At 56.9% G+C, this 22,966-nt stretch carries 16 protein-coding genes and 2 pseudogenes; 10 read left to right on the top strand and 8 right to left on the bottom strand.

All coding sequences use genetic code 11. The features are described from left to right. From QNK41_RS20445 to QNK41_RS20415, 7 genes and pseudogenes are all read right to left on the bottom strand, one after another. Window positions 1-333, bottom strand: a 333-nt coding sequence (locus QNK41_RS20445; protein WP_319260906.1) for a YidB family protein, incomplete at its 3' end; no start/stop codon positions are given. 358 nt (window positions 334-691) lie between these two features. Further along, window positions 692-3,775: pseudogene (locus tag QNK41_RS20440) on the bottom strand (aminotransferase class III-fold pyridoxal phosphate-dependent enzyme). Window positions 3,776-3,796: 21 nt separating this feature from the next. After that, window positions 3,797-4,834, bottom strand: coding sequence for a proline racemase family protein (locus QNK41_RS20435; RefSeq protein ID WP_319260904.1), 1,038 nt, complete (start codon window positions 4,832-4,834; stop codon window positions 3,797-3,799). A 217-nt stretch (window positions 4,835-5,051) separates the two neighbouring features. Further along, window positions 5,052-6,014, bottom strand: a complete 963-nt coding sequence (locus tag QNK41_RS20430) for a hypothetical protein (RefSeq protein WP_319260902.1) — start codon at window positions 6,012-6,014, stop codon at window positions 5,052-5,054. Between the two features lie 201 nt (window positions 6,015-6,215). Continuing rightward, window positions 6,216-6,920: a FadR/GntR family transcriptional regulator gene (locus tag QNK41_RS20425; protein WP_319260900.1), complete on the bottom strand. Its 705-nt coding sequence runs from the start codon at window positions 6,918-6,920 to the stop codon at window positions 6,216-6,218. Window positions 6,921-7,236: 316 nt separating this feature from the next. Further along, the gene (hypD, locus tag QNK41_RS20420) at window positions 7,237-9,600 is read right to left on the bottom strand and encodes a trans-4-hydroxy-L-proline dehydratase (protein ID WP_319260897.1); all 2,364 of its coding nucleotides are present in this window, start codon (window positions 9,598-9,600) and stop codon (window positions 7,237-7,239) included. 2 nt (window positions 9,601-9,602) lie between these two features. After that, the gene (locus QNK41_RS20415) at window positions 9,603-10,388 is read right to left on the bottom strand and encodes a glycyl-radical enzyme activating protein (protein WP_319260894.1); all 786 of its coding nucleotides are present in this window, start codon (window positions 10,386-10,388) and stop codon (window positions 9,603-9,605) included. Window positions 10,389-10,860: 472 nt separating this feature from the next. Between QNK41_RS20415 and QNK41_RS20410 the strand changes: the two genes are divergently transcribed. The 7 genes from QNK41_RS20410 to QNK41_RS20380 all read left to right on the top strand — a co-directional run bounded on the left by QNK41_RS20410 (window position 10,861) and on the right by QNK41_RS20380 (window position 19,849). Next, on the top strand, window positions 10,861-11,229 hold the full coding sequence (locus tag QNK41_RS20410; RefSeq protein ID WP_319260892.1) for a hypothetical protein: 369 nt from the start codon (window positions 10,861-10,863) through the stop codon (window positions 11,227-11,229). Window positions 11,230-11,280: 51 nt separating this feature from the next. Beyond that, the gene (locus tag QNK41_RS20405; protein ID WP_319260888.1) at window positions 11,281-14,256 is read left to right on the top strand and encodes an insulinase family protein; all 2,976 of its coding nucleotides are present in this window, start codon (window positions 11,281-11,283) and stop codon (window positions 14,254-14,256) included. Window positions 14,257-14,424: 168 nt separating this feature from the next. Further along, window positions 14,425-17,367 carry a response regulator gene (locus QNK41_RS20400; RefSeq protein WP_319260887.1) on the top strand — a complete coding sequence of 981 codons (2,943 nt, stop codon included), beginning with the start codon at window positions 14,425-14,427 and terminating at the stop codon, window positions 17,365-17,367. Window positions 17,368-17,595: 228 nt separating this feature from the next. Beyond that, a complete protein-coding gene (locus QNK41_RS20395; protein ID WP_319260885.1) occupies window positions 17,596-18,477 on the top strand; it encodes a mechanosensitive ion channel family protein in 882 nt (293 codons plus the stop codon). Window positions 18,478-18,490: 13 nt separating this feature from the next. Beyond that, complete coding sequence (locus tag QNK41_RS20390; protein ID WP_319260883.1) at window positions 18,491-18,847, top strand: hypothetical protein; 357 nt, start codon at window positions 18,491-18,493, stop codon at window positions 18,845-18,847. 67 nt (window positions 18,848-18,914) lie between these two features. Then, a complete protein-coding gene (locus QNK41_RS20385; RefSeq protein WP_319260881.1) occupies window positions 18,915-19,304 on the top strand; it encodes a DUF1499 domain-containing protein in 390 nt (129 codons plus the stop codon). Then, the gene (locus tag QNK41_RS20380; RefSeq protein ID WP_319260879.1) at window positions 19,301-19,849 is read left to right on the top strand and encodes a DUF4124 domain-containing protein; all 549 of its coding nucleotides are present in this window, start codon (window positions 19,301-19,303) and stop codon (window positions 19,847-19,849) included. The genes QNK41_RS20385 and QNK41_RS20380 overlap by 4 nt, the downstream gene beginning before the upstream one ends. 124 nt (window positions 19,850-19,973) lie before the next feature. On the opposite strand, the gene flgM is transcribed toward QNK41_RS20380, so the two are convergent. Beyond that, window positions 19,974-20,291 (bottom strand): flagellar biosynthesis anti-sigma factor FlgM, encoded by a 318-nt coding sequence (flgM, locus tag QNK41_RS20375; RefSeq protein ID WP_319260876.1) that lies wholly within the window; start codon window positions 20,289-20,291, stop codon window positions 19,974-19,976. A gap of 128 nt (window positions 20,292-20,419) precedes the next feature. Here flgM and gdhA point away from each other — a divergent pair. The 3 genes and pseudogenes from gdhA to QNK41_RS20360 all read left to right on the top strand — a co-directional run. After that, window positions 20,420-21,768: pseudogene (gene gdhA / locus QNK41_RS20370) on the top strand (NADP-specific glutamate dehydrogenase). 227 nt (window positions 21,769-21,995) lie between these two features. Then, window positions 21,996-22,544: a ferritin gene (locus QNK41_RS20365; protein WP_319260874.1), complete on the top strand. Its 549-nt coding sequence runs from the start codon at window positions 21,996-21,998 to the stop codon at window positions 22,542-22,544. 138 nt (window positions 22,545-22,682) lie between these two features. Then, on the top strand, window positions 22,683-22,966 hold a 284-nt coding region (locus QNK41_RS20360; protein ID WP_319260871.1), incomplete at its 3' end, for a hypothetical protein.

Raw genomic sequence — 22,966 nt, 5'->3', positions numbered from 1 at the left:
CAAGCCGCCAGCCGCCTCATCCTCGCTAAGACCCAGTTTGCCTGCAAATTCAGAAATTTTATCGCTGCCGAACATGTTGGTAATTTGGTCAGTCGAAACGGATTCGTTGTTTCCGTCGCCAAGCCAGGACTTCGCGACAGCACCGAGCCCGCCCGCGTCCATCTTTGATACCAGGGAGCCCAGGTCGATACCGGTATTGCTGCGGTCTCCGCCTACAAGACCGGAGAGTGCCGATGTCAGGTTGCCGATGTCCAGGCTGCTGCCGGCATCGCCGCTTTTACTGCTATTGGTGAACGTTGCCGCACCCATTTTGAGTAATTCGATGATATCCATAACAAATCCTCCATGTTATTTGGTTAATCAAAACCGTTTCGTCTATCCGGCATGATAGGGAAGTTTTTCTTTTTCGGTGGGAATGAAGTCCAACCGATGGAAAAGGTCTGCATAGATTGAGACTACATCAGTTCATCAGCTTATGTCAAAACAAGCCCTAAATACCGGCGATTTTTTGAACCCTCCCCACGGCAAGCCGCGGGGAATGTTCTGCCTGTAACGGCAGTGCTTCGCAGCACCGAAAGGATAAAAAAATCGATTTGCAGTTCGCTCGCTAACCCCGCCGCCCGGATGAGCGGGATCTTTGCTTCGCGACGACAAGCGGCGAGGAATACGCTCGCTATCGCGGTTCAACGGCTCAGTACTTCAGGCAGTCCTCGGCAAAGACTTTCTCCAATGCATCCACCAGGGCATCGGCATTTGCTTGTGAGAAGGTGATGGGTGGCTTGAGCTTGAGCACATTGTGCAGGGGGCCGTCGGTGCTGATCAGAAATCCGTAATCCTTCATTCGGTTGCAGATGTAGGCTGCCTCGTCCGCTGCCGGTGTCAGGGTGTCGTGGTCCGTCACCAGTTCCACACCCAGGTAGAGCCCCATCCCCCTGACATCACCAATCAGTTGAGACTTCTCCTTCAGGGTCGACAGCCGTTCCAGCAGATAGGCCCCCACCTGCCTGGCATTTTCCTGCAGCCCTTCGGTTTGGATCACATCCAGCACGGCCAGACCCACGGCGCAGGAAACCGGGTTCCCGCCGTAAGTGTTGAAGTACTCCATGCCGTTGTTGAAGGCTCCGGCGATGTCCGGGGTGGTCACCACCGCCGCCAAGGGATGGCCGTTACCCATGGGTTTGCCCAGGGTCACAATGTCCGGCACCACCCCCTGGGTCTCGAAGGCCCAGAAATGGGAGCCGGCCCGGCCGAACCCCACCTGGACCTCGTCGGCGATGCACACCCCGCCGGCGGCGCGCACGTGGTCAAAGGCAGCCCGGAGATAACCATCGGGCAACAGCACCTGGCCGCCGCAGCCCAGCATGCTTTCGCAGATGAAGGCAGACGGTCGACGGCCCGCGGCCTCGATACGGTCGATGGCCGTCTTCACATAGCCGGCATAAGCGATGCCGGAATGCGTCCCGGTGCCCTTGTGGGGCCCGCGGTAACCGCAGGGCATGACGACCGTCTGCACCCAATGCGGTGCGCCCTTCCCGCCGGGCCCGTCATGCTTGTAAGGGCTGATGTCCACCAGTCCCTGGGTGTTGCCGTGGTAGGCCCCGTCCACGGTGATGATGTCACGCTGTCCCGTCTAGGTTCGCGCCAGGCGAAGGGCCAGCTCGTTGGCTTCGCTGCCGCTGCAGACGAAAAAGCACACGCTCAATGGTTCCGGGAAGGTGGCCAGCAGACGACGGGCGTAGTCCACGATATGGTCGTGCAGGTAGCGGGTGTTGGTATTGAGCACGGCCATCTGTCGCTGACCGGCGGCCACCACGGCCGGGTGGCAATGGCCCACGTGGCAGACGTTGTTCACCCCGTCCATGTAGGGCTGCCCGGTTTCGGTGTAGAGGAAGCCGCCCATGCCGCGGACGATCTTCAATGGGGTGTCGTAAGAGACACTGAGGCTTTTGCCCAGGTGCCGTTGGCGGATGGCCATGATCTCATCCGTCTGGCGGACTTCCGCGGCCGGCGGCGCGGTGGTGAGCCCCAGGACCACGCCCGGATCCGGGCACAGGGCGGTTAACACCCGTCGTTGGCTGGGTCGGGCCACGCCGGGAAAGTTGCCTTCCAGCCCCAGAAGAGCGGTGATCAGTTGAAGGTGCAGGTGGGGCGCCCAGCCGCCGTTTTCCGTTGAGGTGCCAATGGTGCCGATCGGCTGCCCGGCGCTGATGCGCATGCCCGGTTCCAGACCATCCAGCGATGTGGCTGCCAGGTGTCCATAAAGTGAGTAAAACAGAATGCCGCTGACCGTCTCATGGGACAAGATGATCGTGGGACCGTAATCCTGGTGGGCGGCGTTATCCTTAACGCTGTGGACCCGGCCGCCCATAAAGGCATACACCGGTTCCCCCGGCCGGGCGAACAGATCCAGCCCTAAATGAACGGTTCGGTATTCGGGGGCGGTGTCCGTCTCCACCTTGAATGCATTGGCCGTATAGATCACCCGGGCTTCGTTGTATCGGCCGATGCCGAGGAGGCTGTCGGCATCTTCCATCTCCCGGAAAATCAGGCGTGTCATGGCTTGCGCATCCGCTTTTTCCAGACCAGCACCCAGCAGCGATGTGCTCACACTCAGGTCGATGACCGGCGGATGGCCGCCCAGCAGCGCTGCATCCACAACCGGGGCAAACGACGCCTGGTTTTCCTTCAGCCAGGCGACCACGTTGCGGGATCGTGGCGCCGGATCGAAACCGCAGGCATCCCTGAAAAGCGCCTCGGCAAAATCCGGGCTGATCGGCTGCAGCCGGTGGAGCAGTTCCCAGGCGGGCTGCTGGGAGACCAGCAGATAGGTGTTTCGGGGTGCCAGGCGGATCTGGTGAGCACTGTGGCAAACACTGGTACACAGGCGCATGCCGATCAGGTCGAAAAGCACCGCCAGTTCGTTTTCCCTGAGGGCAAAGGCGCGGTGGTAGCCGGCGACCACCTGCACGGCAGCGGCCAGGGGATCTGTCTTGTCCATGAGGGCATAGGCGCAGGCAATCGCCAGTTCGTTGACCGTGTGAGAATAAACCATGTCTCCGAAATCGATGAGCCCGGTGACCCGGTTGTCCCAACGACCATTGGGCGATGCCAGCACATTGTAATCGTTGCCGTCGCTGTGGATCACACTGGACCGAAGGCCCGCCAGTTTTGCAGCCGTGTCGGCGCGATAGTGGTCTAATCGATGCTGCACCATATCCCGCTTTTCAACATCATCGATTTCGTCCAGCAACGACGCCACCACCTCTCCGCAGCGGGCCAGGTCCCAGTGAAACACCCGACGGGTGGCTGGATGGTCGAAATCCATGAACACTCGGTCGATGCGGCCCAGAAACGAACCGAGACTGAAAAGCAGGTCCTTGTCGTGGGGGTTGACCGTGGCCAGGGGCTTGCCCGGCAGGTAGGTGAGCAGCCGCACGAAATGACTGGCACCATCCTGCCCGGGTATCGAGAGGATCTCCTCACCACCGGGAGCACTGCAGACCCGGGGACAGGGATCGAATTCGTCGAACAGGGCGGCGCCTTTTTCCGCCACATGGGTCATGGCCAGATTCTGGAACTCCAGGGCCTCACGGGCTTCTGCGGCGTTGGCGATTTTGAGCACGAACTGGCCGCCCTTTTGATCCTGCAACCGGAAGTTCTGGTCCCGTTCGCTGGGCAACCCTTTGGCACAGGTGTCTAATTCGTAAAGCTCCTTTGCCAGTGCTGCCGCCTGAGCTTCATTGAACCGGGAGGCATGTCTCACCAGATTGGACATGGGTTTTTCTCTTTCTGCATGCTACCGGAAAATAAATCCATTTTTCAGCGGGTCCGCCGGATCTATCAGAAATTCGTTGCGGCCGGTAATCCAGGCGCTCCCTTCCACTTCCGGGATAACAGCGTCGTGGGGACCGAAGGTGGTGGATTCGACCACCTGGCCGGTAAAGCGCGATCCCAGGATGCTCTCGATGACGATGGGTTCGCTCAAACCGATTTCCCTGCGCGCGAAATGCAGCGCCAGCCGGGCGCTCACACCTGTGCCGGTGGGAGAGCGATCCACCTCCCCGTCGGCGAAGATGCACACGTTGCTGGAGTGGGCCCCCTGGCTGTGGGGAGGCCCGATGATGATCGTGCCATACAGGAAACTCAGATCGGCCTCGAAGGGATGGATGATCGGACCGGCGGCCATGACGGCCCGCTTGACCGCCATTCCCTTGTCGATCAGGGCGTTGAAGTCCCCGGGTGTGGTGGTCACGCTCAGGTCGTCGGCCTTGACGAAGGCATAGAAGGCGCCGCCGTAGGCGATGTCATATCGCACGGGCCCCAGGCCGGGGACATCGATCGTCTGGTCCAGAACCAATGCGAAAGAAGGCACATTGTGAAAGAAGACGCTCCTGACCCGCCCCCCTTCCAGCCGGGCGTGGGCGGTTACCAGGCCGGCCGGGGCGTCGATGCGCACGGTGGTTACCGGCTCGACAACCTCGATCATGCCCGTTTCGATGGCCACGGTGGTCGCCGCAATGATGCCGTGGCCACACATGGAGCTATAGCCGGCGTTGTGCAGAAACAGGACGCCGAAGTCCGCCTCGGGCGACACCGGCGGCGTGACGATGCAGCCGTACATGTCGGCATGTCCCCGGGGCTCCCACATCAGGGCCGTGCGCAGGTGGTCCAGGTGGTCGGTCATATATCGCCGGCGCGCCAGAATGGTGTCGCCTTTCAACCCGGGCAGGCCGCTGGTGATGATGCGAAATGGCTCACCGCCCGTGTGGGCGTCGATGGTGGTGATCCGTTGCCAGCTGTCCGGCGGCGTCCAGTCTCTCATCTTTTCATGCATGGTCTGCTCCCATATCGAGAACGTCATTCCAACATGGAAATCAGGTTCTTTGTATCTTTGTGTATTTACTTCACGAGCCTGCTTCAAAACGTTGCAGTGCGGTCAAGATCAAGGCGGGCGATCATTGTCAACCGGAGGCATACATATAGTATGTCGAGGATTGGAATGTGAGCCCAACGCGGATATTGGCCGCAATGGGACGATTTGAAATTGGCTCTCATGACATCTGGATGACTGTGCCCAGCCCCTTTTCCTCTGCCGCCTTAAGCACGGCGCCCGCCGTCACCGCGTCCTGCACGGCCAGTCCCACGGACTTGAAGAAAGTGATCTCTTCATCATTCTGCCGGCCGGGTTTGTCTCCGTTGATGATCTCACCGATTTCGGCGTCGATCGTCGCCTTGGCGATAATAATATCCCCGGCCTCGGCCATGGCCGCGTCCCGCTGGTCCACCACCACCCGTGCCCGACGGATGGTGTTCGCGTCGATTTCCTGCATCTGGGGGGTAAAGGAACCCACACCGGTTACGTGGGTACCCGGTTTCAGTTCGTTGCCGTCAAACAGGGGGGTAGTTGCCGTGGTGGCGGCCAGCACGATATCCGCCTGTGCCACTGCTGACTGCGGGGAATCGGCCAGGGTAACTGCCGGCGCGTCGGGCCAGCCGGCAATGTCGTCTGCCAGTCGTCGGGCGGTGGATTCGAATGGATCGACAATCCAGACCCGCTCGATTTTACGAACGGCCATGGCCGCCTGGAGCTGGGCGCGTGCCTGGACACCTGCGCCGAAAAGAGCCACGTTTTCGGCATCCGCCCGGGCAAGATAGCGCGCAGCCACGCCGCCGGCCGCACCGGTGCGCAGCGCCGTCAGGCTGTCCCCCTCCATCAGAGCCAGGGGCATGCCGGTCTGTGGATCCAGGGCCAGCACCGTGGCCGCCACCGTGGGCAGACCCAGCTTGGGGTTGTCCGCATAAACGGAAACGATCTTCACTGCAAAATCGCCGCTGTCGTGAAGATGGGCGGGCATGAGCAGGGTCACCCCCTTTTGCGTGTGGAACCGTGAGCGCAAGGGCATGGTGGCCTTTCCGGCGGAAAGCTGTGCGTATGCCCGGCCCACCGCGTCGATGGCCGCGGTCATGGAAAGGGCCGCACGGATGTCTGCGGCCGTGAGAACACGAATTTGCATGGGTAGAGTACCTCTTAGTTAATAAAATTTGAGATTGTAATATTGTAGTTTGGAATTTATTTCTAATATGGTGCTTACAATTTGTTACTTCCGGTATATTCGGCGGTATTCATTTCTTTCTCAGGGCCTCAACACCTTCAACCTATTCATTTGGTGCCGTTCCGTTTAACCGTCGAACTCAGAACCCAGAACCAGTCCCCATCAACTGATAATGTTTTTCAATTCATCCCGGATGGCGTCCAGGTGCTGGGCCATCCAGCGGGCCGCGGCATCGCCGTCACCGGCTTCAATGGCTTCCACAACCCGGGCGGCCGTCCGGATGGAAACGTCGCGGTAAGCCGGCGGCAACAAAACGGTTTTCAAGGCATTATGGTGGGCCAGGACTTTCTCCAGCACCAGCTTGGTCAGCTCGCACAGCACGACGTTGCCGGCGGCATCGGCCACAGCTGCATGGAAACGGATGTCCGCATCGAGAAAGATGGCGTATTCAGATTCCGTTCCCTTCACCTTTTTCATGGCCGCCTTCAAGTTCCGAATCTGCGCGCCATCGGCCCGTTCCGCCGCCAGGGTGGCAGTTCGGCACTCCAACAGTTCCCGCGCCTCCATCAGGTCAAAGATGGAGCCGGCGGAAAAGGCCGCGGCCAGCTTCTCGATGCCCGGATCGGAAGTGGGAAGCACATCCTTGATAAAGGTCCCTTTGCCCTGCAGCGGCTCTAAATATCCCATCACCACCAGGGCGTTGATGGCCTCGCGAACCGATGACCGCCCCACCCCCAGCATCTGGGCCAGATCGCGCTGAGCCGGAAGCTGGGTGCCGGGTGCGAGTTCACCGCCGGCAATCCTTTCGATGATCTGTTCAGCTACCATATCGGGTGCGGAACTTTTGCGGATGGTTTCAAAGGTCATATTTTTATTATCTTAATAATCTCTAAACCTATTGTTATCATTTCATAAAAAACAATAACCAAAACCCACATGACAAATAACTCACAATAACCAACTTCACAATTATAAACCTTGGGTCTCGAAGAAAGGCCCTTTCAATCATCAATGGTGGAGAAATCATAATAATAATAGACTGTTGGTTTTTCCCTTTTTTGGGATTTGGATACTTTGGTTTGGAATTTATTTGAAATTTGGTGCTTGTGATTTAAGACTTGGCGATCCCGGCATATCCGAGCTGGGTATTAAGCTTTCCTATGGGTTAAGGGAAGAAATCGTCTCAGAACACCTCGTGTTCGGTGCGCCGGATAATCTCATCCTGCAGGTCTTCCGTCAAATCCACGAAATAATCGCTGTATCCGGCCACCCGGACAATCAGGTCCCGGTAGTCGTCCGGGTATGACTTGGCCCGGCGCAGCGTGTCACCGTCGACCACGTTGAACTGAATGTGGTGGCCGTCCATGCGAAAATAGGTGCGCACCAGCTGAGCCAGCTTGGTGATGCCCGTCTCGTCAGCCAGCACCTGGGGCAAAAACTTCTGATTGAGCAGAGTGCCGCCGGTGCGGATATGGTCTATTTTTGCAGCCGACCGGGTCACCGCCGTGGGGCCGTTGCGGTCCGCCCCCTGTACCGGGGAAATGCCTTCGGACAGGGGGATACCCGATTGGCGGCCGTCGGGCAGGGCGCCGATGACACTGCCGAAATAGACATGGCAGGTGGTGGGCAGCAGATTGATCCGGTGGACGCCCCCGCGGGTATTGGGCCGGCCGTTGACCGCGTCGTAGTAAGCCTCGAAGACCATCTGCATGATGTCGTCGGCCGCGTCGTCGTCGTTGCCGTACTTGGGAGTGTCGTCCAGCAGCAGCCGCCTGAAATCGTCGTGTCCTTCGAAATTCTCAGAGAGTATTTTGATGAAACCGTCCACGGTGATCGTTTTTCGGTCGAACACATGGACCTTGAGGGCCGTCAGGGCATCGGTGATGGATCCCAGGCCCACCCCCTGGATGTAGGAGGTGTTGTAGCGGGCGCCACCGGCATTGTAATCCCGTCCCGCTTCGATGCAGTCGTCGATGAGCAGGGAGAGAAAGGGCACCGGCATGTGGCGGGCATTGATCTGCTCGATGACGTTGTTGCCGCGAATCTTGATGTCGATGAAATGGTTGAGCTGCCGGGTCCAGGCGTCGAAGAGATCCTCGAAACGGTTGAACTCGGACGGCTTGCCGGTGGCCGGCCCCAGCTGGCTGCCGGTACGCGGATCAACCCCATTGTTCAAGGTGAGTTCAAGCAGCTTGGGCAGGTTGAAGTAGCCGGTCAGAAAATAGGCCTCACGGCCGAAGGCGCCGGCTTCGACGCAGCCGCTGGCTCCGCCCTCCCTGGCATCCTGCACCGTTTTTCCCTGGCGCACCAGCTCCTGGACGATGGCGTCGGTGTTGAAGATGGACGGCTGGCCGAACCCGGTTTTCACGATCTTGAGCGCACGGCGTATAAATCGATCCGGATTTTTCTTGCTCAGTTGTACCATGGATGAGGGCTGGAGTAGGCGCATCTCTTCGATCACATCCAGGATCAGGTAGCTCAGGTCGTTGACGGCGTCGCTGCCGTTGGCCTTCAACCCGCCGACGTTGATCAGGGCAAAATCGACATAGGTGTTGCTCTCTTTGGCGGTAACGCCGGTCTTGGGCGGCGCCGGGTGGTTGTTGAACTTGATCCAGAAGGCGCACAGCAGCTCTTTGGCTTGCTCCCTGGTCAAGCGGCCTTCGGCGAGATCTTTTTCGTAAAACGGGTAGAGGTGCTGGTCCAATCGACCGGGGTTGAAGGCGTCCCAGGGGTTGAGTTCGGTGATGACCCCCACGTGGACAAACCAGTAAGTCTGGAGCGCCTCCCAGAAGGTTTGCGGGGCATGGGCCGGCACCCGTCGGCAAATGGCGGCCATCTGCATCAATTCAGCTTTACGGTCCGGATCGGATACCGATTCGGCCATCAGCAGCAGCGCATCGGCATGGCGGCGGGCAAAAACGATCAGCCCGTCGGCAGCAATGGCCATGGCCATCAGCTGGCTTTTTTTGTCCATCGCATCACGGTCGTTGAAAAAATCCAGCCGGTCCATGGCATCCCGGATCTCCGCCTTTAAATCCAGAAAGCCTTTTTGGTAAATGTTGTTCCCGCAGGCGGTATGTCCCGGCGAGCGCTGCTCCTGGAATTCGGTAAAGATACCGGCGGCATAGGCCTCTTTCCACAATTCGGGCAGATGAGAGAAGAGTTTTTCGCGGATGGTGTGCCCCTGCCAGAAGGGAATGATCTCCTCACGGTAAACCTGCTGCACCGATTCATCCACAAGAAAGGCGACCTTCTCACGGCCACTGATAATATCCAGATCCGCCTGTGAGTGGATACACACCTCCGGGTAGGTGGGCGTGGCTTTGGGCGACGGTCCGCGTTCGCCCACGATCAGCTCGTCGGGTCCGATATAGATCGTTTTGTTCTCCATGATGGTGGCAAAGGCCATGGCCCGCTGCACCGGTATGGGTTCGGTCCGGGCGACGCCGCTCTTGTAGAAGTCGGTCAGCAGCCGGGCCCGCTCCTCCGACAGACTGGGCACGGCCGCAAGGCTTTGGATTCTCAAACGATTGATGCGTTCATTCATGGTTATCCTCCAATGGAGACAGTCCATCCTGCGGATTCGAATCTGTGTTTGATTGCCGCCACCCGTTCAGTCATCGGGGGGGCGGTTTCGGCCATGGTGTCGGTCATTCCCAATCGCCGGTATTTCTCACCCCCGATCCGGTGGAACGGCAACAGGTCCACCCCTTGTACCGTCTTGAGGGTGCACGCGAACCGGATTATCTCTGCGATATTGGCGCTGCCGTCGGTAATGCCGGGTATCAGGGGGACCCGGATGCGCACAGGTGTCCGGCTGTCAGCGATCCGCGTCAGGTTCTCGAGAACGGTCCGGTTGGACACCCCGGTATATCGCCGATGCTGCTTTTCATCCATAACCTTGAGGTCAAAGAGCACCAACTGCAGCCGGGGGAGGATCCGATCGAGGACGGCCACCGGCGCAAAGCCGCTGGTGTCCAGCGCGGCGTGAATTTCCAGATGGTTGCAGGCCGCCAGCACAGCTTCCAGGAATTGAGGCTGAGCCAGCGGTTCACCCCCGGAGAAGGTGGCCCCGCCCCCGGATTCATCGTAAAACAGCACATCCTTCTCGATCTCTTTGATCAAATCATCCACCCCGAGGACGATCCCCACCGTCTCATCGATTTCCCCGGACGACGCACGGCGCGACATCGTCTGGGGTTCTGGATCAAGTCCCTCGGGGTTATGGCACCATCGGCACGACAACGGGCATCCTTTGAAAAAAACCGTGGTTCGGATGCCGGGACCGTCGTGCAGCGCATATTTCTTTATTTTAAATATAGTGCCTTGCGTCATATTGTCTCTTGATCATCCGGAATCGACGAATCCCTCTGACTGTCTATGCTTTTTCCATACAACAGGAGCGTCCCGAAGGCAACAGAAATTCAGGTCTTCAGACCACCTGACTGCTTAATGTCCGGATCATCCGCGCCGGGGTCTGGATCATGGATGTGACGCATGCGTACGGGACCACTCGTATCTGCCTCATCAAAAAGTATTTATAGACTTTCTTCAGTATGGAAAAAGTGCGGTAATTGTCGATGCTATCATTTTTTCAGTGTCATTCTAATAACCTGGCCATTGACTTTGGATAAGTTGTCCCTTAGCTTGACAGCATGTCTAATTTGACCATGCAGTCATTTGCATTTCCACCTGATTGTTTTCTTAACACTTGAACGACAGGCTCGACGCCACGATGGATGGTATTGGACCCGGCGGAGGCGGCCGAAATTCTTCAGATTTAAGACGAGAACCCATGGAGGTGTACATGCCCAAACGAAAAGGAAAACCGGTAAGCTTTGATGCGATGGTCAAATTTTTCATGCACAATTACAACATCCCCACGAAACGAGACATCGACGGCCTCAACGACCGGCTCGACCGCCTGGAGAAACTGATAAAAACGATTACGCCAAGGTCCCGGCGGTCAGCGGCCAAAAGCAATGACGCGTCCCCTGCGAACTCCACGGAAACCGTCCTGGACCTGATCCGACAAAGCAGAAACGGCATCGGCATCGCGGAAGTCCGGGAGCAAACCGGCTACGACGACAAGAAGCTGCGCAATATTATTTTCCGATTGAACAAAATTGAAAAAATCAGGCGGGTCAGCCGCGGCAAATACAAAGCGGCGGAGTAGTCATTCCCGAACCGGCAACCCGAAATCAAGCAAGCCTCACTGGAGATCGACATGACTATGCAAAAAGACGCAAACAATCCCGGCATTGCCACCGGAGACCGGCTGGGCGGATACTCGGTTAACAAGGTGTCCTATCTCACGGATATCCATTCCTGGCTCTACCAGATGGAACACGAAGGCACCGGCGCCCGGCATATCCACATCAGCAATATGGATCGGGAGAACACCTTCGGCGTGGCCTTTAAAACCGTCCCGACGGATTCCACCGGCGTCGCCCATATATTGGAGCATACGGTCCTGTGCGGTTCCGAACGGTTTCCGGTGCGTGATCCCTTTTTTTCCATGCTCAAGCGCAGCCTGTCCACATTCATGAATGCCTTCACCGCCTCGGATTGGACCATGTATCCCTTTGCCACCCAGAACCGCAAAGACTACTACAATCTCATGGATGTCTACCTGGACGCGGCCTTTTTCCCCGATATCGACGAACTGAGTTTCAAGCAGGAGGGGCACCGGCTGGATGCAGCCGGAAAAGGGAAAGATGCGCAGTTGGTATACAAAGGCGTCGTGTACAATGAAATGAAAGGCGCCATGTCGTCGCCGGATCAGGTCATGGTCCGGTCGCTGCTCAACGCGCTTTATCCGGACACGACATACCGCCACAACTCCGGCGGCGAACCCGCTGTCATACCCTCGCTGACCCATGAACAGCTCAAAGCGTTTCATGCCCGCCACTACCATCCGAGCAACGCCTTTTTCTACACTTACGGCAATCTGTCGCTGAAAGACCACCTGGCATTCATTGAAGCGCGGGTGCTGGGCCGGTTTTCACGCATCGATCCGGGAACGGACGTTCCCGCCCAGCCCCGGTGGACGGCGCCCAAGGCTGTGGTCTATCACTACCCGCTGGATCGCAGCGAGGACCCTGAAAAAAAATACCAGGCCTGCGTGGCATGGCTGCTCTCCGATATCAAGGACACCTTCGAGGTGCTGGTCACCGCGGTGATCGAACAGGTACTCATCGGCAATGCGGCATCGCCGCTGCGAAAGGCACTGATGGACAGCCAGTTGGGTACGGCCCTTTCCGATGGCACCGGATATGATGCGGAAAACCGGGACACCATGTTCTCGGTGGGTCTGAAGGATATATCCGAATCCGATGCAGAAAAGATCGAAACCATCGTCTTTGACGTTCTGAAAAGCCTGGTCGACGAAGGCATCGATCCGGAGCTGGTGGAATCGGCCATCCACCAGATCGAATTTCATCGCAAAGAGGTCACCAACACCCCTTACCCATATGGCATCAAATTGCTGATCGGGGTTTCGGCCAGCTGGCTGCACGGCGGCGATCCGGAACGAATGCTCCAATTGGATGCGGATTTCAACCGTCTCCGACAGTCCTTGGCCAAAGGCCGGTTCCTGGAGGAAAAAATCCGGCATGATTTCCTGGATAACCCCCACCGGGTCCGTTTCACCCTGGTCCCGGACCAGCAGATGGCCGAACGTGAGAACCAGCGTGTGGAGAAGGAACTGGCCGACATTCTGGCCGGCGTGGACGAAGCCGATCTGGCAGGTATCCGCGCTGATGCGGCAGCCCTGGAAAAGCTACAGGAAACCCAGGAAAACCTTGCCTGCCTGCCCACCCTGCAACGCGAGGACATTCCCCCTTCAGTGGTACGAATCGACCCCACGCCGGGGGACTTCCAGCCGCCGGTGTGGACCTATGACCAGCCTACATCTGGCATTTTTTATTTCTCGGGAGGTTTAGGGGCCGGTGGTATCGACCGCCAGTTGCTGCCCCTGGTGCCTTTTTTCTGCTATGCCGCATCCAAAATTGGCACAACTGACTGCGATTACGCCCAAATGGCCCGCCGCATGGACCTGTATACCGGCGGCATCGGTTTTTCCGCGAACGCCCGCACCCGGTTCGACGACAGCGGCGACTGTCTGCCGTTTATCTCCTTTTCCGGTAAATGCCTGAACCGCAACCAGGACCGGATGTTCGAGATCCTTCACGAACTGACGTCCCAGATCGATTTTACCAACCACACGCGGCTGCGCCAACTGGTTCTGGAATACCGGGCAGGCCTCGAGGCCGCAGTGGTCCACAACGGCCATCGCCTGGCCATCTCCCTGGCCTCACGCAACTTTACCCCTGCCAATCACCTCCAGGAAATATGGGGGGGCATCCACCAGCTGCACACCATCAAACAGGTGGAAACAGAAACGGCCGATGGCGGCATGCAGCCATTGACCGATAGCCTCCAAGCTATCGGCCATGCGGTTTTTTACCGGAATAATGTGAAACTGGCCCTGATTGGAGAAAAGGCAATGCTGGCCAAGGCGGCAATGCCCGTGAAGACCCTGACCGGCGCACTGGCAGCCGGCGGACCAGACGGCTTTGCGCCGCCCCGGCTGGACCTGACACCAGGCCTTCCCATGGAAGGATGGAGCACCTCCACGGCCGTTTCGTTCGTGGCCCAGACATTTCGAACCGTTCGGTTGGACCATGCGCACAGTCCCGCCCTGTCAGTGATTGCCAAAATGCTGCGTTCCATGTACCTGCATCGGGAGATCCGGGAAAAGGGCGGTGCCTACGGCGGATTCGCCCTGTACAACGCCGAAGACGGGCTTTTTAGCTTCGGCTCCTACCGGGATCCCCATATCGTGGGTACCCTGAAGGTCTACAATGGGGCGGCCGATTTCATTCGCTCCGGAACATTTACCGAAGAGGATGTGAAAGAGGCCATTCTGCAGGTCTGCTCGGAAATCGACAAGCCGGACCCGCCGGGTCCGGCTGCCCGCAAAGCCTTCTACCGGCGGGTCATCGGACTGTCCGACGAAACCCGCGTACGCAACAAGGAAAACCTGCTGAAACTGACCCGTAAAGCAGTGGTAGACGCTGCCGACCGTTATTTTGACAACGACCACGCCAACAAGGCCGTTGCCGTCATTTCCAGCCGAGATCTGCTCGACATCGCCAACACGAAGATGGGGGATCAGGCGCTTGCCCTTCATGCCGTATAGGCATGATGGGCCGCCGGCACCGGCCGGCGGCCGCTTTTTTATTGTTCGCCTCAAAGCCCACCATCGATTTCTCTTATGAAAATCGGCAACTTGCCGATAATGATTATCGAATCACACGGTCCGGGTACCGGGTCGCTGCTCAGCCTTGATTTACGGGAGCTTTTATATTTGACAAGATCCGCCATTTCGACTGATCAGTCAGCCTTCAACTATCTCACCCCGCTTAACAACAGCGGCATCATCGGTAACTACATCAACTATCTGGAATCCCGCCATGTGGATCTCGATACCGACGAACTGTTGCGCTGCAGCGGACTCACCCGATTCGACATCAACGATGAGGGACATTTTTTAAATCAGGCCCAAATCAACCAATTTCACCGCTATCTGGACGAAGTGCTGAACGACTCGAAAATTTCATACAAGGTCGGCCTGCACGCCCTGCAAATGAAATCGACGGGAACGTTGAAGCAGTACGGTCTGCAGTTCATCACACCCGCAGCCATTTACAGGGCCGTCGACCGACTCTACCCCCGATGGGCCAGGGGGCATTTAAGCAAAACCACCATCACCGGTAAAAATCGCGCTGAAGTGACCGTTTCCGTCCGGCCGGATGTCCGGGAAGAGCCTTTTCAGTGTGAAAACCGTCAGGGTATTTTCGAAGCCATCGGTACGCTCTTGACCGGTCAAGCATCCCAGGTGGCGCATCCGCGATGCATGCATCGCGGTGATGATGCCTGCCGGTACCTGATTTCCTGGCAGGAAAATCCTTCTGCCGTCTGGAAACGGGTGGGAGCCTATGCCGGTGCACTGACCATCGCCGCTGCCGCCGCAACGCTTTTTTTCCTGCCCGCGGCCCTTTGGATGCCGTTGATCCTGGCCATGGGAGTGGTTTTCCTCTCTATTTTGCTGTTTGGCAGTCGGTTGGAAAAAAAAGAGTTGGCTGGCGTACTCAAAAAACAAGGCGACAGTGCCGGCAATCTCCTGGAAGAGATTGAAAACCGCTACCAGAACGCGAGGCTGGTTCAGGAAATCGGCCATGCCGGGGCGGACATCCTGGAGGAGAAAACCTTCCTCGACGCCGTTTTGGAATCCATGTCGCGGAACCTGGAGTTCACCCGGGGAATGATCGCCCTTTGCGACGCTGGGTGCAACCGGCTGCGTCACGCCGCCAACTTCGGATTTTCACAGTCAGAACGGCAGTTCCTCGACCAGATGGATGTCGGCATCGATCCGGAGAACACTTCCGACCGGTTCATTCGGTCGTTGAAAAACGGCCGACCGGTATACTTGAGCGATATTCAGAGTAATATCGAAGGATTAGCCCATAGCAGCGTCACGTTGATAGAGAACCTCAACGTCGACGCCCTGATCAGCGCCCCCCTGATTCATAAAAAAGAACCCCTGGGCCTGTTGTTGGTAGACACCAAGGGCGCCAAGAGGGATCACACCACCAGCGATGTACACCTGCTCATGGGCATCGCCTCACAAGTAGCCGCCGGCATCGTCAATGCCCGGTCCTATTCACGGCTGCAAAAGAGCGAACAGCGCTATCGCCTGTTGGCGGAAAATGTCACGGATGTCATCTGGATACTCGACCTTGAGACATTAAAGCTGACATATGTCAGTCCGTCTGTAGAAAAAACCTTGGGCTATGCTCCCGATGAAATAGTGTCCCTGTCAATTGACCAATACCTGACACCGGATTCTTTTCAACGGGCGACCACCGATTTGAGTGGAGCCATGCGACAGATAGCGGCTGGAGAAATCGAACCCAAAAGCTATTCGGTCATCCTGGAACTGGAAGAGCTTCATAAAAACGGCAGCATCCTTCCCATCGAGGTGACCGCCGGTTTCCTGTTGGATGAAAACGACCAGCCCAATGCCGTTCTGGGCATCTCCCGGGACATGTCCGAGCGCAAAAAGGCCGATAACGAACGAAACGCCATCGAAAACAGGCTTCAACGATCCAAAAAAATGGAAAGCCTCGGAACCATGGCCGGCTCCATCGCTCATAATTTCAACAACCTGCTGATGGTTGTACTGGGCAACCTGGAACTTGCCAAATCGGATCTGTCCGAGGGATCAACCGCCGTCCGCAATATCCAACGGGCGGCCAATGCATCCCAGCGGGCGGCAGACCTGAGCAGTATGATGCTGACCTATGTGGGCCAGTTGAAAATGGAGAGCGTTCCGGTAGACCTGTCCCAAGCGGTAAAAGCGGTATTGAAAAACCTGGACGAATCCAAGATGGCCAATGTGAACCTGGACATGAAACTGACCGACCCCATGCCGCTGGTGGCCGCTGACGCCGACCAGATGCGCCAAATGATATCCGGGTTCATTACCAATGCCATTGAAGCGCTGGGAAAGGAAGACGGTTGGGTTCGAATCTCCACTGGGTCCATGCATTGCAACAAGGCTTATTTGTCCACCACCTACCTGAAAGAAGAGATGCCCGAAGGCATGTATGCCTATGTGGAGGTGGCCGACACGGGACGTGGCATGGACGCGGAAACGTTGGGCAAAGTCTTCGACCCCTTTTTCTCAACCAAGTTCACCGGCCGCGGGCTTGGCATGGCGGCGGTCATGGGCATCATCCGGTCCCATAATGGTGCCATAAAGGTCAGCAGCGTTAAAAACGAGGGCTCGGTGTTCACGGCGCTGTTTCCCATACAAGGGGTTGCCCTGAGGCCGGCGGCGGTCGAAAACGAAGACAACGAAAACGTAGCTGAACGGGGAATCGTATTGCTGGTGGATGATGATGAGATGGTCATGGACATCGGTAATCAGTTCCTCAAACGCATGGGTTACACGGTTCGGATGGCCTCGAGTGGCCAGAAGGCCCTGGATATAATTAAACAGGCCTCGAATCGCATCGACTGCCTGCTGCTGGATTTCACCATGCCCGGCATGGATGGACTGGAAACCATGCAACAGGTCAAGAAGATCCGGCCCGACGCCAGAATCATTATTAGCAGCGGGTATACCCGGCTGCAGATCGAAGACCGCTTCGCCCACATTGGCCCGCCGGATGATTTTATCCAGAAACCCTTCCAAATGAAGGCCCTTCAGGAAAAGCTCGACCGAGTCATCTCAAGACCCAGGTGAACCGCATACATCAACACATGCACGGCATCTGGTCTTAGTTATTTCAGTGGGATCTTGACGTGCGGGCTAAAAAGTCCTATTCAAAAAAGCGCCCATTCGGCACGACGGCCGTTTACTTTATACCAAATCCTTGAAAACGACTTGCCCCATAAAATTGAACTGCTCTTAGGGCCGTCGTACCATTGTCGCTAATTTTAGTTTCACCATCCTTGAGGGAGAACATCATCAATGCAAAATGAGATGTCACGGCTCCAGATGCTCGGCGATACAATGACCCAGCACGGCACGCAGATGGCGCTGGCACTGGCGATATTGATCTTGGGTCTTCTGGCTGCCAGGTGGATGCACAACAGCTTAAGTCAGGGAATACGGAAACGGTATCCGAAAAATAAGCTCGCACTGCTGATGTGTAATCTGCTTTACGGCATCATTGTCATCATCGTGATAATGGGCACGGCGGTGGAATTCGGTGCCAAGCCAGTCAACCTGCTCCGTCTGCTGACCATTATTGCACTAGTTGTCACCGGTGTCGCAATCTTTCTAAAGCCTTTCATCCCAACCATGCCCTTCAAAGTCGGCAATACGGTCAAGGCCGGCAATCTGCTGGGTAAAGTGGAGGCCATCACCTTCCTCAACACGCGAATGAAGACCTTCGACGGGAAGACCTTTTTCGTTCCCAACCGGCAGATTCTCAACGACATCGTCATGAACTACCAGTTCACAGAAACCCGCAGGCTCAAGATTGACGTAGGCATCCGATACGATCAAGACCTTCTTAAAGCCAAACGGACACTGGAATCGATAATGATTGAAGATCCCCGGGTGAAGACCAAGCCGGGTCCCATGGTGTATGTGCTCAACCTGGCCAGCAGCTCTGTGGATCTGGGGGGACGCTGCTGGGTGGACAACAAGGATTACTGGGTCGCCCGCTGCGACCTGCTGGAAAAAGCCAAGCTGCGCTTTGACAGCGAGGGCATCAAATTCGCTTTCCCGCAGCTGGATCTGCACATCAATCATGACCGCATTAAAGCTGGTGGATCGTTTTGTCCGGCGCCGGGAGGCCTTGTGGGACCCGGCGCTCGCGAAGCCTCAGACGAGGAAAATATCTGACTGGGAGTAAAAGATGAAGATTGCCGACGGATTGAAACTGATCGAGGACGGGTGGATCCGGAAACCCAAAGGATTCCGGGTCAGGTTCCATAAGCAGACCGAAGCGGGTGTCGAAGCGGGCCTCTCGCCGCCCCACGAGGCAGCCCCGCTGAGCTCGGATGTCACGGCCTGGCGCTATGCCTGGAAGCTGTGGCAGGCCACCCAGGCAGCGGCTGAAACAGGCGCTCCGGGTGCCCTATACAACATCACCGTGGTGGACGATCAGGATCGACCGTTCCGATTTTATGGCAGCGGCGATTTTGAGACGTACAATCCGAAACCCGTTAATGACGGCAATGGCACAACGACCGGCGACAGCAATGCAACCTAACGCGTCGCTGAATGCGTCCATCTTGTTGACAAGCATCATTATGTTCGGATGCGCAGGACACTCGCCTATGGATACCGGTCTCAAGGATGGACGTCTTGCCCCCTGCCCCAACAGGCCCAATTGCGTCGTCAGCCAGGGCGGCGACAAGCGACACCACATCGATCCCATTGCCTACGAGGGAGAGAAGTCCGCCGCCGTGGAGCTGATCCAACAGGTGGTTCAGGGGCTGGCCGGCATCCGCATCGCGGCCCAAACGGAAGATTACCTTCACGTGGAATTCAGATCCAAAATGATGGGGTTTGTTGACGATGTGGAGTTCTTCTTCCCGGACAGTGCCGTTATCCATATGCGCTCCGCCTCTCGGGTGGGGTATTCTGATTTCGGTGCCAACCGAAAACGATTGGAAAAAATAAGGGTTATGTTTCAACAACGCTGGACCAGGGACGGAAAGGCATGAAAATGGCGTGGGTGACGATTAATGTATTGTGTGTCGTGCTGGTGCTCGCGGGTCCAGCTGTCGCCGGTGAGGTCTACACATGGACGGACGCGGACGGCAACATCCACATCACCGACCGGCCGCCCAAAGACAGCACGCAGGTCGATAGCGTAATCCGTTATTCAAAGCCGGCTGAGACGGCGACGACGCCCGACCCGGCGCCGCAATTCGATAGCACGGAGATGCAACAGCTGAACAAGCAGCTGAAGCGGCTCAAAGAACGCAAAACGCAGCTTGAAAAGACCATCGTGGAAAACCAGGCCAGCATTGCTGCAGCGGAGAAGGATGCCGCATATTACCGGAAACGAAGCGGATCCTATGCGCGCAGAAATGAGAAGTCCATCGAACGGCAGCTGGTGGTGCTGAACAATAATCTCACCACCTACCAAAACGATCTCCGCTATGTCGAAGAGGACATTGCGGAGGCCGAAAAACGTCTCGAAGCCATCGAGCTGAATAGGAAAAGGCCGGGTGGCGAACCAGAACCATCCACACCGGCAAACTGACCGTTGTGCAGAAACGGACCACCATCACCGCGGACCATCAAGTAAAAAATGGTTGGCCAACAAAAAAGGAGACGGCGGTAAGACCATCTCCCTATATTGGTGCATCATTGAAGCTGCCGGCGCATCACATCAGGGCAGCCTGATTAATCATGGATTCTCGGAGGATGCCTTCCGCCGCCTTTTGGTTGTCAACGACGTAGGTCCCAGTCTGCAGGTCGTTCTGGATCTGTGAAACCAGAGATTCACGTACGTCCGGGACGGAGGCCATTGCCCGCTGGGCATCGGCAATGGAGCGCCCCCGGCCGCTCAGGGCCACCCGGTCCTGCTGGGGGGTGGAGGCTTCAGGCTTTTCGGACTTGACCGTATCCTTGTTTTTCCCCTGCACTTGCGCGCTCTGGTAAACGCTGAGTTTGGATTGAATATGACTGCCTTTAATTTCCATGTACGCGACTCCTTGTTGTACGGTTGTAAACACATTATCGGCCACTTTGCCAAAAAACAATAGCTTTTTTACAAAACACGGCGCAACAAATTGAATTGATGCACTATTCCAACCCGAAGGGTATTGACATGAATGATATCCCTCAACCCACACTTGCCCGAGATCCCCACGAAAACGAATTCATCCCGGCCGTCGGCGACGTGACGACAACGTCAGACCGGTACTGGACAAAACCCCCGAATACCGCCACCACAATATTGTAGAACGGATCGTGGAACCCGAACGCGTCATCACTTTTCGCGTACCCTGGATGGACGACATGGGCCAGGTCATGGTCAACCGGGGGTTTCGGGTGGAGATGAACAGCGCCATCGGCCCTTACAAAGGCGGGCTGCGGTTTCACCCGTCGGTAAACCAGAGTATTTTAAAATTTTTGGCCTTCGAACATGTCTTTAAAAACGCCCTGACCACCCTGCCATTGGGCGGAGGCGCGGGTGGAGCGGACTTTGAACCCAAGGGTAAATCGGACGGTGAAGTGATGCGCTTCTGCCAGAGCTTTATGGCCGAGCTGTTCCGGCATATCGGCGCGGACACGGACGTTCCCGAAGGGGATATCAGCGTGGGTTCGCGCGAGATCGGCTATCTGTTCGGCATGTACCGCAAATTGAAAAATAAATTCACAGGCGTGATGACCGGCAAGGGTCTCGGCTGGGGCGGCAGTCTGATCCGGCCTGAGGCGGCAGGGTTCGGTTGCGTCTATTTCGCCGCCCAGATGCTGGCCGCCCGCAATGACGCCCTCTCGGGAAAAACCTGCCTGGTTTCCGGTTCCGGCAATGTGGCCCAGTCCACCACCCGCAAATTGATCGAGATGGGGGCAAGGGTGGTCACCCTGTCCGATTCATCGGGTCATATCTACGATGAGGAGGGAATTGATGCGGAAAAACTGGTATTCGTCAGCCGGCTGAAAAACATCCGGCGGGGCAGACTCAGCGAATACGTCGATCAATATGCCCACGCCACCTACACACCGGCGGCCCCTGGCCATGGGTCGAATCCCCTGTGGCGGCATCGCGCCCAATGCGTTTTTCCCTGCGCCACCCAGAATGAAATCAGCAAACAGGACGCCTACCATCTGATCAACAACAACCTCAAACTGGTGTGCGAAGGCGCCAGTATGCCCTGCACCGCAGACGCCCGGGATATTTTCATGGACAAAGGGATCCTCTACGCACCCAGCAAAGCGGCCAATGCCGGAGGCGTGGCCGTCTCCGGCCTCGAATTGACCCAGAACAGCATCCGCCTGACCTGGCTGGGCGAAGAAGTGGACAGCCGACTGAAGATCATCATGAAGGGCATACACGACACCTGTCTGGCCGCCGCCGACGCATACGGCAGTCCCGGCAACTATCTCATGGGCGCCAACATTGCCGGTTTCGTCAAGGTAGCCGACACCATGCTGGACCAAGGGATCATTTAGCCGACAGCACCCCCTTTTTTTCATTCAGAATCAGCAGTACGCGCTTTATTGTCAGCCCTTGAAGGCAGGGTTGCCGATGATTACAGTTGGGCTGTTCACCGGCTGTTATGATTTGGACTACCAGGCTGTCTTGAAAACAGAAGCACCGGGCCCTGCACCAACAAGCGGCAAGTGCCGGTCAGGTATTATTAACGAATAACCGTTTGATAAAGTGGAAGGAGAGATCCATGATCAGTGACAAAATGACCCAGGCTTTGAATGAACAGGTCAACCGGGAAATGTACTCGGCCTACCTTTATATGGCCATGTCGGCCCACTGCAACCAGGAGGGGCTCAAGGGCTTCGCCAACTGGTTTATGGTGCAATACCACGAAGAGATGCTGCATTCCATGAAGTTCTACGAGTATATCCAGCGGCAGGGTGCCCTGGTAAAGCTCGCCGCCATCAAGGAGCCGCCCGCTGCCTTCGAGTCACCGCTGGATATGTTCACCAAGACTCTGGCCCACGAACAGTACATTACCCAGTCCATCAACGATCTGATGGAGCTGGCCATTGCCGAAAAGGATCATGCGTCCCAGATTTTTCTGGAGTGGTATGTGACCGAACAGGTGGAGGAAGAGGAAAACGACAACGACATCATCGCCCAGCTCAAGTTCATCAAGGACAACCCCCAGGGATTGATGATGCTGGACCGGGAACTGGCCGGCAGGGCAGCCAACGTGCCCACGGATTTTAGCAAGGGTATCGAATCGGCCATGGCCGCGTCCGGCGCGTAATCCGATCGCTGAAAAACCGCTTGGTGCGCCTGTTTGTAAATACGATGACGCATCGAAAATGGCGCTTCAATTAAAAACAGGTGAAATACCGCCGTTTGAGATTGTCCTTTTCCTCCGAAGGCGGTATTTTTTGTCCCCATGAAAACAATGCTCAAACCCATGCTGCTGATCGCCGCCACCCTTGCGGCCGCGGTGTGCATCGTTTTCTGGAGCGCCCTCTTCTGGATCAAATCCAACCATGGTCTTCAATGGGTTCAGTCCCGGGTCAACACGGCGATCCCGGGGAAGATCGCCATTGAATCCCACCGGCTGTCCCTTCTGCAACCGGGCCTTGATCTTTATGGGGTCGCGCTTCATGACCCCCAGGGGCTCGCCCTGGCCGGTTTAGCCCATCTTTCCGTGGAACTTGACTGGTGGGCCCT

The organism is Desulfosarcina sp., from assembly GCF_033791525.1.
GTDB lineage: Bacteria > Desulfobacterota > Desulfobacteria > Desulfobacterales > Desulfosarcinaceae > Desulfosarcina.
This window is presented reverse-complemented; position numbering and strand designations above follow the sequence as displayed.